We start from the raw sequence: 13,090 nt of genomic DNA, 5'->3' as shown, positions 1-13,090 counted from the left end.
CCATGTACAAACTTGAAGTTCAGGATCTGCACAAGCGCTACGGCAGCCACGAAGTATTGAAAGGCGTGTCGCTGGCGGCCAAGGCCGGCGATGTGATCAGCATCATCGGCTCCAGCGGCTCGGGCAAGAGTACCTTCCTGCGTTGCATTAACTTGCTGGAGCAGCCTCACGGAGGCAAGATTCTGCTCAACAACGAAGAGCTGAAACTGGTGGCCAACAAGGACGGCGGCCTGAAAGCCGCTGATCCCAAGCAGCTACAGCGCATGCGCTCGCGCCTGTCCATGGTGTTTCAGCACTTCAACCTGTGGTCGCACATGAGCGTACTGGAAAACGTCATGGAAGCTCCGGTACACGTGCTCGGTATGAGTAAAAAGGACGCTCTGGAAAAAGCCGAGTACTACCTGAACAAGGTTGGCGTGGCCCATCGTAAAGACGCCTACCCGGCGCACATGAGCGGCGGCGAGCAGCAGCGTGTGGCGATTGCCCGTGCCCTGGCCATGGAGCCTGAGGTGATGCTGTTTGACGAACCGACCTCGGCGCTGGACCCGGAGTTGGTCGGTGAAGTACTGAAAGTCATGCAGGACCTGGCGCAGGAAGGCCGCACCATGGTGGTGGTGACCCATGAAATGGGCTTTGCCCGTGAAGTGTCCAACCAGTTGGTGTTCCTCCATAAAGGCGTGGTGGAAGAGCGTGGCTGCCCGAAAGAAGTGCTGGCCAATCCGCAATCCGAACGTCTGCAACAGTTTCTCTCTGGCAGTCTCAAATAACCCGCGGCAACATCTGCACGCACCCGCGCTATGCCCATAATCGCCAACAGAGCCTAAACTGCCCCCCATGAATGCCCACCGAATTGGCTTCCTGCTTTGGCCCACCACCAAGCCCCTGACCCTGGCCTTGGCGGAAGAAGCGCTGCGTGTAGCCCAGCGCGTCCACCCCGAGGTGGTCTACGAGCTGCTGTTTCTGCAGGCTGAAGCACCGCTTGAAGGTGCATGGCGGCTTCCGGGGGAGTCCTGGGTGGGCAAGCTGGAAGGCTGCCAGAAGCTCTTTCTGCTCGCCGACGAGCCACCAGGACCGATGCCAGCGGCACTCTCCGCCGCGCTCAAGCAACTGGTGCGTGGCGGTTGCGTGATCGGTGCGATTGCCGCCGGAGTCTATCCGCTGGCGCAGCTGGGCTTGCTCGATGGCTACCGTGCTTCGGTGCACTGGCGCTGGCAGGATGATTTCAGTGAGCGTTTCCCCAAGGTGATCGCCACCAGCCATCTATTTGACTGGGACCGTGATCGCCTGAGCGCCTGTGGCGGTATGGCCGTGCTTGATCTTCTGCTGGCCTTGCTGGCCCGTGACCACGGCGCCGAACTGGCCGGTGCGGTGAGTGAAGAGCTGGTGGTCGAGCGTATTCGCGAAGGCGGCGAACGTCAGCGTATTCCGCTGCAAAATCGTCTGGGCTCCAGCCATCCGAAGCTGACCCAGGCCGTGCTGCTGATGGAAGCCAATATCGAAGAGCCGCTGACCACCGACGAAATTGCTCAACACGTGTGTGTCTCGCGCCGTCAACTGGAACGCATCTTCAAGCAATACCTCAACCGCGTACCCAGCCAGTACTACCTGGAACTGCGTCTGAACAAGGCGCGCCAGTTGCTGATGCAAACCAGCAAATCGATTATCCAGATCGGCCTGTCCTGCGGTTTTTCCTCCGGCCCCCATTTCTCCAGCGCCTACCGCAACTTCTTCGGCGCCACGCCACGCGAAGACCGCAACCAGCGGCGCAGCAACAGCCCATTCGAGCTGACTTCTACGCCAATCGAACGTGGCTAGTGATCGAGCGTAAGCAGAATGCTTGTGCTAACCACTGCGCAATTGATCTTTGATGCGTCTCGTGTGGGCGGCCATTACTGGCCTGTCGCCATGTGTTCTAATGCGCGCTGAATTTCGATTCTCAGTGCGTGTTATCCAACGTAATAAACTTCTCACAAGGACGTTGCATGTTTCATCTCAAGTCGATCAGCAAAGAGTTTGTTCGGACTAAATTGCAGCGTAATCAGTTTCTGATCGCACGTGATCAGTTCTCCGGTGTCCAGGCCGCATTGCGGCGTTTCTTCGACGCACCGCAAGACTGCAAAACCCTCGATCCGCTGGAGGAAACTCGCGGCGTTTACCTGCTTGAAGGTACACAGCAGTGGGTACTCAAGTACAACCACCTGACCAGTTGGAAGAAGCAGCTAACCAATTTCTTCGGCAGAAAGAAGACTTACGGTCTGCACGACCTGACCAACGAATTTATCAATCTGCAGCGAATCAACCCTGCCGCCGACTTCGTGCCACGAGTAGCAGCCTATGGCTACCGCACGCGTAGGCTGATTTTCCTCAAAGAGGAATATTTGCTGGTGAACTTCTTCGCTGACCATTGCGATGTCGACAAGCGTTTGCAAAGTAATCCAGAGCAGGCCGAACAGCTACTGGAACAGATTTTCGAGTTGTTTAGCCGCATGCTGGCTTTGGGGTTCTGTCACCTCGACCCACACCCGAAGAATATTTTGATCGGGCCAGACCAGCAGTTGCGTCTGATTGATTTCGAGTGCTGCGCTCATCAAGTGCTGGAGCAGAATTTCGCGCTGGGTTTTCTCCATGGCTATTTCTACACCTACTGGTTTCAGCGTTTTATCAGCAAGGAACGTTATCACCACGTCAGTGATAACTACTTGCGCAGAGCCCACCCGGCGTTAAATCGCAGTGTGTTTGATCCTGTTTACCTGCGTTTTCGTGACCATAAAGTTGGACGTACTACGCGTTATTCAGTGATGACGTCGCAGCCCGCACAGCAGGCGTTCTGTGAAAGGTTGCAGGGCCGTTAGCCATTACTAAGAGTTGACTCAACGATATTTTCCCAATAAAAACCGCAGCTCGCTGCGGTTTTTATTGGCTTGGTATTACTCGGATTTATCGGCTTGCCGCGGAAACAGTGGGTTACCACAGCGGGTACAGAAGGCGGCGCCGTGTTCGTGGGTGTTTTTGGCGCAGCTTGGGCAGTCATGAATCAGCTGATCGCCGCCGCGCATGGCGTTGGCCAGTTCGGCGGTGAAGATGCCAGTGGGTACGGCGATAATCGAGTAGCCGGTGATCATCACCAGGGTCGACAGCGCCTGGCCCAGTGGGGTTCTCGGCACGATATCGCCAAAGCCGACGGTGGTCAGCGTGACTACGGCCCAGTAGATGCCCTTGGGGATACTGGTAAAGCCGTGTACGGGGCCTTCAATCACATACATCAGCGTGCCGAACACCGTGACCAGAATGGCGATACAGGCAAAGAACACAATGATCTTCTGTTTGCTGCCGCGCAGTGCTGTCAGCAGGAAATTGGCCTGGCGCAGGTAGGGGCTGAGCTTGAGTACGCGAAAGACCCGCAGCATGCGGATCACCCGGATGATCAGCAGGTATTGGGCGTCGGCATAGAAGAGGGCAAGGATGCCCGGCAGGATCGCCAGCAGGTCAATCAGGCCGAAGAAGCTGAAAGCGTAGCGCAGTGGTTTTGGTGAGCAGTACAGGCGCACCAGGTACTCGATGGCGAACAACGCGGTAAAGCCCCATTCAATACTCGCCAGCAGCCCCGCGTACTGGCTGTGCACGCTGTCGATGCTGTCGAGCATCACCACCACCAGGCTGGCCATAATGGTTAGCAGCAGATAACGGTCGAAGCGCTGCCCGCTTGGCGTATCAGTGTGGAAGATGATGCTGTACAGCTGCTGACGCAGGTTCTGCGGCGTATCCATGATGCTCTGGCTGCTCCGTGTGCGGTGTTCGCTGATAACGTGAGGAGGCAGCCTAGGGAGTTTTGTCGCGGTGATGCAAGCCTTTACCTCTGTTGGGTCGCGGCGGTGTGCAGTCGGCCGCGGCTTTGCGCAGCAGACGCTGAGTGGCACTGACCAGCCAGCAGGTGAGAATAAACGGCATGGTCAGGGCTGGCAGGCCCAGTGCACTAAAGCCGGGTTGCAGCACCAGCGCCAGGGCGATACTGAGAGCCGGTAACCAGGGGCGGCGATGCACCTGGCTGAGCGCGATGGCCGCCAGGGCGGCGTTATAGCCATACAGGCCGGTCAGCGCGCTGTGCTGCGGCAACCCCTGATACAGTGCCAGCGCCAGTCCGCCTGTTGAGCCGAGCAGTGCCCAGCAGGCGGCGCGTCTATCTGCCAGCAATAGACCAAGCAGCAGACAAACGCCGGCCAACGGCTGATCGAGAAAAATTACCTGACCCAAGCCGCGCGCCATGGCGATCAGGCTGGCCCACCAGTCGAGCGGCTGCGCCTGGCTTGGGATGACCGGTGCCAACTCAAGCTGCAGAACGGGTGCCAGCCATAACAGCAGCCAACTCAAACCAACAAAGGGGAAGGTGAAGGCAGGCAGCCACTGACGCTCGCGCATGCGCTGCATCCAGGCGGCCAGCAACAGGCTGGATGTGCCGGCGCTGACGATGATCAGCAGCGGCAGCAACACCGACCAGGCGAACTGCAGGCTGATCAGCATGCCCAGCAGCACCCCGTTATAGCCATACAGGCCAATTTCAATATCCGCCTTGGCATAACCGCGACGCTGTGCCGTCAGGGTGCTGCTCAGGCAGCCGAGCAGGGCGCCGCCAAGCAATTGCGGCGCGCCGATGGCAATCGCCAAGAGCACCAGCAAGCCGCAGGCGGGGTTGGCTTGCAGAAATATCTGGCTAAAGCCGTTGAGTAGTGCGCGAAAGCCTTGCAGGGCGTGGGTGGGGAGCGGTAATGGCGACATACAGACGAACCTGAATAAACAATCACCGGGGCGGGAATAAAAAGAGGCACCCACTGCGGGAACAGTGAGTGCCTTCAAACTGGCAAAGCCAGCGTGGGAGTGGTGTTCTGCGGCGGGTCTTGCAACCTGCCGTAGAACCGGGTCAGTGCAGAATTTCGATACGCAGGCTGTTGGTGCTGCCGGGTTGGCCAAACGGCTCGCCGGCCGTAATCACCACGGTGTCACCGGTGTTCGCCAGCCCAGCCGAGCGGGCAGTTTCCAGAGCGGTGCGGGTGACTTCCTCAACCTTGTGCAGGCGCTCGTTGACCACCGAGTACACACCCCAGGCCACGCTCAGGCGCCGTGCGGTATCCAGGCTCGGGGTCAGGCTCAAGATTGGCGCTTTCGGCCGCTCGCGCGAGGCGCGCAGGCTGGAGTTGCCCGACTCGGTGTAGTTGACCAGCGCCGCTACCGGCAGGATGGTGCTGATGCGGCGGATCGCGCAGCTGATTGCATCCGAGGCGGTGGCTTCGGCCTGCGGGCGGCTGACGTCGAGCTGGGCCTGGAAGTCCGGGCCGTTTTCCACCTGGCGGATGATCTTGCTCATCATCTGCACGGCTTCCAGTGGGTAGTCACCGGAGGCGGTTTCCGCCGAGAGCATCACCGCATCGGCGCCTTCGGCCACGGCGTTGGCCACGTCGGTGACCTCGGCGCGGGTCGGCGCAGGGGAGAAGCGCATGGACTCGAGCATCTGCGTGGCCACTACCACCGGCTTACCGAGCTGGCGGCAGGTGCGGATGATGTCGCGCTGGATGCGCGGCACGTTCTCGGCCGGTACTTCCACGCCCAGGTCACCACGGGCGACCATGATCGCGTCGCACAGTTTGGTGATCTCTTCCAGGTGAATCACCGCAGACGGTTTCTCGATCTTGGCCATCAGAAAGGCGCGATCACCGATCAGCTGGCGGGCTTCGATAATGTCTTCCGGGCGCTGCACAAAAGACAGCGCCACCCAGTCCACGCCCAGCTCCAGGCCGAAGCTCAGGTCGCGGCGATCTTTCTCGGTCAGCGGGCTGAGTTGCAGCACCGCTTCCGGCACGTTGACGCCTTTGCGGTCGGACAGCTCGCCACCGGCGATCACTTCGGTAATCACCGCGTCGCTGTGCTTGGCGGTGACCTGCAGACGCAGGCGACCATCGTCGAGCAGCAGGCTCATGCCCGGCTGCAGCGCTTCGATGATTTCCGGGTGCGGCAGGTTGACTCGATTGACGTCACCTGGGGTGCTGTCCAGATCCAGACGCAGGGTCTGACCGCGTTGCAGGTTGACCTTGCCCTCGGCAAAACGGCCAACGCGCAGCTTCGGCCCTTGCAGGTCCATGAGGATGCCGATTGGAGTGTTCAGTTGCTGCTCGACTTCACGCACCCAGTCGTAGCGCTGGGCGTGGTCGGCGTGTTCGCCGTGGCTGAAATTGAGGCGGAACAGGTTGACCCCGGCCTCCACCAGCTGGCGGATGTCATCGATGGTTTTGATCGCTGGGCCAAGGGTGGCGAGGATTTTTACTTTCTTGTCGGCGTTCATTTGGCAGGGTTCTCAAGGATCAGAATGGCGCGAAAATCGTTGACGTTGGTACGCGTCGGCCCGGTGACGATCAGTTGATCGAGGGCGGCGAAGTAGCCGTAGCCGTTGTTGTTATCCAGTTCATCGCTGCTGCTCAGGCCCAGGGCGTGGGCGCGGGCATAGCTGTCGGGGGTCATAAGGGCCCCGGCGTTGTCTTCCGAGCCGTCGATGCCGTCGGTGTCGCCAGCCAGGGCGTAGACGCCAGGCAGGCCCTTGAGGCTGTCAGTCAGGCTGAGGAGAAATTCGGCGTTGCGCCCGCCACGGCCATTGCCGCGCACGGTCACGGTGGTTTCACCGCCGGAGAGAATCACGCAGGGTGCCTTGATCGGCTGACCATGCAACACCACCTGCTTGGCGATGCCGGCATGCACCTTGGCGACGTCTCGCGACTCGCCCTCCAAATCACCGAGAATCAGCGTCGGCAAACCGGCGGCATGCGCCTTGGCCGCGGCAGCGTCGAGGGATTGTTGCGGGCGGGCGATCAGCTGGAAGTGGCTGCGGGCCAGGCACGGGTCGCCTGGTTTGACGGTTTCCGAGGCCGGGTTCTGCAGCCAGGCGCGCACGTTGGCCGGGATATCGATGCTGTAGCGGGCGAGGATTGCCAGTGCCTCGGCCGAAGTGGTCGGGTCGGCCACGGTCGGGCCGGAGGCGATCACCGTGGCTTCATCGCCCGGTACATCGGAAATCGCATAGGTGTAAACGCTGGCCGGCCAGCTGGCTTTGGCCAGGCGGCCGCCTTTGATGGCGGAAAGGTGCTTGCGCACGCAGTTCATTTCGCCAATCGAGGCGCCGGATTTCAGCAGCGCCTTGTTGACCGCTTGTTTGTCTTTCAGGCTGATGCCTGCAGCGGGCAGGGCGAGTAGGGAAGAGCCGCCACCGGACAGCAGAAAGATCACCTTGTCGGCTTCGCTGAGGTTGCTCACCAGCTCCAGAACGCGACGCGCCACGCTCTCGCCGGCGTCATCCGGAACCGGGTGGGCGGCTTCGACCACTTCGATCTTTTGGCAGTTGGCGCCGTGCTCGTAGCGGGTAACTACCAGGCCGGAGACCTCGCCTTGCCATTCCTGCTCGATCACTTCGGCCATGGCTGCAGCGGCTTTACCGGCGCCGATGACAATCACGCGGCCGCTGCGATCTTCCGGCAGGTAATCCGCCAGCACCTGGCGCGGGTGGGCGGCGTCGATGGCGCTGGCGAACAGCTCGCGCAGCAGGGACGTTGGATTGAAAGACGGATCGATGGACATGGCGATCTCTCTTGATAGGGCCGGAGCCACTTTTTATTACTGAAGCACGTTCGATTCTAGTGCGCAGCGCCCTGGGCCAAGGCGCTGCGCACTAGAATCGACCCACCCGGCAGGCAGGCCGTGACACCGCCTGCCGGACAGATCGAAAGGGTTGTTTCAGAGCGGCTGACCCCGCTCTGAAACCTGTTGCTTACTCGCCGCGGATGTTGAAGTTGGCCATGTGTTCCAGGCCTTTGATCAACGCCGAGTGGTCCCAGTTGCTGCCACCGATGGCCGCACAGGTGCTGAACACTTGCTGGGCGTTGGCGGTGTTGGGCAGGTTGAGGCCCAGCTCGCGCGCACCGGCCAGGGCCAGGTTGAGGTCTTTCTGGTGCAGGCTGATGCGGAAGCCTGGGTCGAAGGTGCCCTTGATCATGCGCTCACCGTGCACTTCAAGGATCTTCGAGCCGGCGAAACCGCCCATCAGCGCTTCACGCACCTTGGCTGGATCGGCGCCGTTTTTGGCGGCGAACAGCAGGGCCTCGGCCACCGCCTGGATGTTCAGGGCAACGATGATCTGGTTGGCGACCTTGGCCGTCTGGCCGTCACCGTTACCGCCGACGCGGGTGATGTTCTTACCCATGGCCTGGAACAGCGGCAGGGCGCGTTCGAAGGCATTCGGGCAACCGCCGACCATGATCGACAGGGTGGCCGCTTTGGCACCGACTTCACCGCCGGATACCGGGGCGTCCAGGTAAGCCGCGCCAGTGGCTTTGATTTTTTCGGAGAAGACTTTGGTGGCGGTCGGCGAGATCGAGCTCATGTCGATCACTACTTTGCCAGCGCCCACGCCTGCGGCAACGCCGTCGGCGCGGAACAGAACGTCCTCAACCTGTGGGGTGTCCGGCACCATGATGATGATGAACTCGGCTTCCTGCGCCACTTCGCGCGGGTTGGCCAGGCCGATGCCGTTGTTGCCCAGCAGGTCAGCCGGAGCCTTGTCGAAGTGCTCGGAGAAGAACAGGGTGTGCCCGGCATTCTGCAGGTTCTGCGCCATAGGCTTGCCCATGATGCCGGTGCCGATAAATCCGATTTTTGCCATGAGAAATATCCTCTGATTCAGATTGCGTTATGCGCTTTCATCCAGCCGAGGCCGGCAGCGGTGGTGGTTGCCGGCTTGTATTCACAGCCGATCCAGCCCTGGTAGCCGATGCGGTCCAGGTGCTCGAAGAGGAAGCGGTAGTTGATCTCGCCAGTGCCCGGCTCGTTGCGGCCCGGGTTGTCAGCCAACTGCACATGGTTGATCACAGACAGGTTGGCCTCGACGGTACGCGCCAGGTCACCTTCCATGATTTGCATGTGGTAGATGTCGTATTGCAGGAACAGGTTGCTGCTTGCGACCTTGTCGCGAATCACCAGGGCCTGCTGGGTGGTGTTCAGGTAGAAGCCCGGGATGTCGCGGGTATTGATCATTTCCATGACCAGCTTGATGCCCGCTGCTTGCAGTTTTTCGGCGGCAAACTTGAGGTTGTCGACAAAGGTCTGCTCGACGGTGGCGCAATCCAGACCTTGCGGGCGGATACCGGCCAGGCAGTTGATCTGCGTGTTGCCCAATACCTTGGCATAGGCGATGGCTTTGTCCACGCCAGCGCGGAATTCTTCAACGCGGTTGGGGTGGCAGGCGATACCGCGCTCACCCTTGGCCCAGTCACCGGCTGGCAGGTTGAACAGCACCTGCTCGAGTTTGTTGGCATCGAGGCGCGCTTTGATTTCTTCGGCGCTGAAATCGTAGGGGAACAGGTATTCAACACCGCTAAAGCCAGCATCGGCGGCAGCGGCGAAACGGTCCATGAAGTCCACTTCGGTGAACAGCATCGACAGGTTGGCGGCAAAACGGGGCATGGTGTGCTCCTTGTCTTGCGCAGCCCGGATAACCTATCCGGGCTACTGGTTCAGAAAGCGATTTAGTCGAGCAGCGAGATGGCAGTCGGGGCGTCAACGCCGCGCTCGGCCAGTTCTTCGAACTCGTTGACGGCGTTGATTTCGGTACCCATGGAGATGTTGGTGACACGCTCCAGGATAATTTCCACCACCACCGGTACGCGGTGCTCGGCCATCAGGCGCTTGGCTTCGGCGAAGGCGTTCTGCAGTTCGTTCGGGTCGAACACGCGGATTGCCTTACAGCCCAGGCCTTCCACCACGGCAACGTGGTCAACACCGTAGCCGTTGATTTCCGGCGCGTTGATGTTCTCGAACGCCAGTTGCACGCAGTAGTCGATCTCGAAGCCGCGCTGCGCCTGACGGATCAGACCCAGGTAGGAGTTGTTCACCAGCACGTGGATGTACGGCAGGTTGAACTGCGCGCCCACCGCCAGTTCTTCGATCATGAACTGGAAGTCGTAGTCGCCGGACAGCGCCACCACCTTGCGGCTCGGGTCGGCTTTGACCACACCCAGCGCTGCTGGAATGGTCCAGCCCAGCGGGCCGGCCTGACCACAGTTGATCCAGTGACGCGGCTTGTAAACGTGGAGGAACTGCGCGCCGGCGATCTGCGACAGACCAATGGTGGTGACGTAGCAAGTGTCCTTGCCGAACGCTTCGTTCATCTCTTCGTACACGCGCTGCGGCTTGGCCGGCACGTTGTCGAAGTGTGTCTTGCGCTGCAGGGTGCGCTTACGCTCGCGGCAGCTGTCCAGCCAGGCGCTGCGATCTTTCAGCTTGCCAGCGGCTTTCCACTCGCGGGCCACTTCCAGGAAGGCGTCCAGCGCCGAACCCGCATCGGAAACGATGCCCAGGTCCGGGTTGAATACACGGCCTATCTGCGTCGGTTCGATGTCGACGTGGATGAACTTGCGGCCTTCGGTGTAGACGTCGACCGAGCCGGTGTGACGGTTGGCCCAGCGGTTACCGATACCGAACACCAGGTCGGACGCCAGCAGGGTGGCGTTGCCGTAACGGTGCGAAGTCTGCAGGCCAACCATGCCGACCATCAGCTTGTGGTCATCCGGGATCACGCCCCAGCCCATCAGGGTCGGTACAACCGGCACGCCGGTCAGTTCGGCGAATTCCACCAGTTTGTCGGCGGCGTCGGCATTGAAGATACCGCCACCGGCAACCAGCAACGGACGCTCGGCGTCGTTGAGCATAGCGATGGCTTTTTCCGCCTGCACGCGGTTGGTGGCCGGTTTGGCCAGTGGCAGCGGCTCGTAGGCGTCGATGTCGAATTCAATCTCGGCCATCTGCACGTCGAACGGCAGGTCGATCAGCACCGGGCCAGGGCGGCCGCTACGCATTTCATAGAAGGCCTTCTGGAAGGCGCGCGGCACTTGGCCTGGTTCCATCACGGTAGTCGCCCACTTGGTCACCGGCTTGACGATGCTGGTGATGTCGACGGCCTGGAAGTCTTCCTTGTGCATGCGGGCACGCGGTGCTTGACCGGTGATGCACAGAATTGGAATGGAGTCGGCCGATGCCGAGTACAGCCCGGTCACCATGTCGGTACCTGCAGGGCCGGAAGTGCCGATGCACACACCGATGTTGCCGGCATTGGTGCGGGTGTAACCCTCAGCCATGTGCGAGGCACCTTCGACGTGGCGAGCCAGGACGTGGTCGATACCACCGACTTTTTTCAGTGCAGCGTACAGGGGGTTGATGGCGGCGCCGGGAATGCCGAACGCAGTGTCAACGCCTTCGCGGCGCATCACCAGTACGGCGGCCTCGATTGCTCTCATTTTGGCCATTGTCTTGTGCCTCGTTTGTTATCAGATTGTATACAAAACAGCTGGCTTGGATTCTATTCATGGCCTGACCTTCTGGTCAACACGTTTTGTCGCCAAGCCGCCGTCTGGCAAAAAATCTTTTAAAACAACCGTTTTAGCTGAGGTGCTTGATCTGATGCGGAAAGTGATACGCGCAACTGTATACAAAGGCTATTTATATTGTATTCGACTATTGAGTTTTTTGTTTCTGGTGGGATAGTGGTGGCGAGCTTTGGATTGCCCGGCAGCTGTCAATCGCCCTCTAGGCGGCGCAGCGCTGGGTGTTTCGTTGGATTTATTAGCCTTGAGGAAGACCCAAGATGAGTACGTTGAATCTGCAAATCGCCACCACCATCAGTAACCGCGCCCTGGCTGTCGGCCGGGAAATCTCTGCAGCACCGCTGACTGTTGCCGTACTGGATGCCGGCGGTCACCTGATCAGCCTGCAGCGCGAAGACGGCGCCAGCCTGCTACGCCCGCAAATCGCCATCGGCAAGGCTTGGGGTGCGTTGGCGCTGGGCAAGGGCTCGCGCCTGATTGCGGCCGACGCACAGCAGCGTCCGGCATTTATCGGCGCGGTTAACAACCTGGCAGACGGTCAACTGGTGCCGGCGCCGGGTGGTGTGCTGATTCGTGATGAGCGCGGCGAGGTGATCGGCGCCGTGGGTATCACCGGTGATACCTCGGATATCGATGAGCAGTGCGCGGTGAGTGCTGTGGAGTCGGTCGGCCTGAAACCAGACGCGGGTATCGCTGCCTGATAATGCGCGATTTGTGGGAGGGGCTTTAGCCGCGATATCTGCGATTAACGGCTCGCCGCTAAAGCGCCTCCTACAGGTTGCGCAGGTAATAAAAAACGGTGAATGCTTTGCGGCATTCACCGTTTTTTATTACCTCAATGGCGAAGGGCAGAGCGCTAACCCGGCTTATGCGTTGGTGACCTGCTCGGAAGGGCTGGGCTGGATTTCGTCGATCTCGCAGCCCTTGATCACCAGGCGGATGATGGTCTGCGCTGCGGCTTCGTAGTCGGCTTCATCCAGGCTGGCTTTGCCGGTAACGGTAGAAATCTGCCAGTCGAAGTCGGCGTAGGTCTGGGTTGCGGCCCAGATGCTAAACAGCAGGTGGTGCGGGTCAACCTTGGCCATCAGACCCTGGTCGATCCAACCCTGGATGCAGGAAATATTGTGTTTGGCCTGGGCGTTGAGCTGTTCGGTCTGGTCGGCAGAGAGGTGCGGCGCACCGTGCATGATTTCGCTGGCGAACACCTTGGAAGCGAAAGGCAGTTCGCGGGAGATGCGGATCTTCGAGCGGATATAGGCGCGCAGCACGTCGGCAGGCTTGCCGGGCTGGTTGAACGGCGCGGAGGCTTCCAGCAACGGTTCAATAATGCTTTCCAGCACTTCGCGGTAGAGATTTTCTTTCGACTTGAAGTAGTAGTAGACGTTGGGCTTGGGCACCCCGGCCTTGGCGGCGATATCGCTGGTTTTGCTGGCAGCAAAGCCTTTGTCGGCGAACTCCTCACTGGCTGCGCGTAAAATCAGCTCTCTGTTACGCTCGCGAATACTGGTCATAAGCCTCTTTGCTTCTGTCGAACGCCCGTCGCTGGGCAGCGCCGGGATGGTAGCACCGGCTTTACGCGGCGCTCAAGGCTTGTGGCCTGGGCTCTGGCGGGCTATCTGACTTGCAGGTCAGGTTGTTGTGTACAAAATTTAATTTTTCTGTTTTTATCTCGCCATATG

Annotated in this window: 12 protein-coding genes; 4 read left to right on the top strand and 8 right to left on the bottom strand. The window is 60.1% G+C overall.

Features of this window, described 5'->3' with window-relative positions; translation table 11 throughout:
* Nucleotides 1-2 precede the first annotated feature (2 nt).
* The 3 genes from ACIN8IBEIGE_RS09175 to ACIN8IBEIGE_RS09165 all read left to right on the top strand — a co-directional run bounded on the left by ACIN8IBEIGE_RS09175 (nt 3) and on the right by ACIN8IBEIGE_RS09165 (nt 2,852).
* The gene (locus ACIN8IBEIGE_RS09175) at nt 3-767 is read left to right on the top strand and encodes an ABC transporter ATP-binding protein (RefSeq protein ID WP_160014368.1); all 765 of its coding nucleotides are present in this window, start codon (nt 3-5) and stop codon (nt 765-767) included.
* A 67-nt stretch (nt 768-834) separates the two neighbouring features.
* Complete coding sequence (gene argR, locus ACIN8IBEIGE_RS09170; RefSeq protein WP_160014367.1) at nt 835-1,815, top strand: transcriptional regulator ArgR; 981 nt, start codon at nt 835-837, stop codon at nt 1,813-1,815.
* 167 nt (nt 1,816-1,982) lie between these two features.
* Nucleotides 1,983-2,852, top strand: a complete 870-nt coding sequence (locus tag ACIN8IBEIGE_RS09165) for a lipopolysaccharide kinase InaA family protein (RefSeq protein WP_160014366.1) — start codon at nt 1,983-1,985, stop codon at nt 2,850-2,852.
* Nucleotides 2,853-2,927: 75 nt separating this feature from the next.
* Here ACIN8IBEIGE_RS09165 and ACIN8IBEIGE_RS09160 read toward each other — a convergent pair whose 3' ends face one another.
* The 7 genes from ACIN8IBEIGE_RS09160 to gcl all read right to left on the bottom strand — a co-directional run bounded on the left by ACIN8IBEIGE_RS09160 (nt 2,928) and on the right by gcl (nt 11,333).
* Nucleotides 2,928-3,767 carry an ion transporter gene (locus ACIN8IBEIGE_RS09160; protein WP_160014365.1) on the bottom strand — a complete coding sequence of 280 codons (840 nt, stop codon included), beginning with the start codon at nt 3,765-3,767 and terminating at the stop codon, nt 2,928-2,930.
* 52 nt (nt 3,768-3,819) lie between these two features.
* Complete coding sequence (locus ACIN8IBEIGE_RS09155; protein WP_160014364.1) at nt 3,820-4,773, bottom strand: urea transporter; 954 nt, start codon at nt 4,771-4,773, stop codon at nt 3,820-3,822.
* Nucleotides 4,774-4,915: 142 nt separating this feature from the next.
* Nucleotides 4,916-6,331: a pyruvate kinase gene (pyk, locus tag ACIN8IBEIGE_RS09150; RefSeq protein WP_160014363.1), complete on the bottom strand. Its 1,416-nt coding sequence runs from the start codon at nt 6,329-6,331 to the stop codon at nt 4,916-4,918.
* On the bottom strand, nt 6,328-7,614 hold the full coding sequence (locus ACIN8IBEIGE_RS09145) for a glycerate kinase (RefSeq protein ID WP_160014362.1): 1,287 nt from the start codon (nt 7,612-7,614) through the stop codon (nt 6,328-6,330). The genes pyk and ACIN8IBEIGE_RS09145 overlap by 4 nt, the downstream gene beginning before the upstream one ends.
* Before the next feature lie 190 nt (nt 7,615-7,804).
* Nucleotides 7,805-8,695 carry a 2-hydroxy-3-oxopropionate reductase gene (locus ACIN8IBEIGE_RS09140; RefSeq protein ID WP_160014361.1) on the bottom strand — a complete coding sequence of 297 codons (891 nt, stop codon included), beginning with the start codon at nt 8,693-8,695 and terminating at the stop codon, nt 7,805-7,807.
* Nucleotides 8,696-8,712: 17 nt separating this feature from the next.
* Entirely contained in the window at nt 8,713-9,495 is a 783-nt protein-coding gene (gene hyi, locus ACIN8IBEIGE_RS09135; RefSeq protein ID WP_160014360.1) for a hydroxypyruvate isomerase, read from the bottom strand.
* Between the two features lie 62 nt (nt 9,496-9,557).
* Nucleotides 9,558-11,333 (bottom strand): glyoxylate carboligase, encoded by a 1,776-nt coding sequence (gene gcl / locus ACIN8IBEIGE_RS09130; protein ID WP_090253555.1) that lies wholly within the window; start codon nt 11,331-11,333, stop codon nt 9,558-9,560.
* Between the two features lie 338 nt (nt 11,334-11,671).
* Between gcl and ACIN8IBEIGE_RS09125 the strand changes: the two genes are divergently transcribed.
* Nucleotides 11,672-12,112, top strand: coding sequence for a heme-binding protein (locus ACIN8IBEIGE_RS09125; protein WP_090386575.1), 441 nt, complete (start codon nt 11,672-11,674; stop codon nt 12,110-12,112).
* Between the two features lie 165 nt (nt 12,113-12,277).
* On the opposite strand, the gene ACIN8IBEIGE_RS09120 is transcribed toward ACIN8IBEIGE_RS09125, so the two are convergent.
* Nucleotides 12,278-12,922: a TetR/AcrR family transcriptional regulator gene (locus ACIN8IBEIGE_RS09120; RefSeq protein WP_160014359.1), complete on the bottom strand. Its 645-nt coding sequence runs from the start codon at nt 12,920-12,922 to the stop codon at nt 12,278-12,280.
* Between the last annotated feature and the right edge of the window lie 168 nt (nt 12,923-13,090).

The sequence above is a fragment of the Pseudomonas sp. 8BK genome, assembly GCF_902506475.1.
GTDB classification, from domain to species: Bacteria; Pseudomonadota; Gammaproteobacteria; order Pseudomonadales; family Pseudomonadaceae; genus Aquipseudomonas; species Aquipseudomonas anguilliseptica.
The sequence above is the reverse complement of the archived record's forward strand: the minus strand, read 5'-3'. Positions and strand labels throughout refer to the sequence as shown.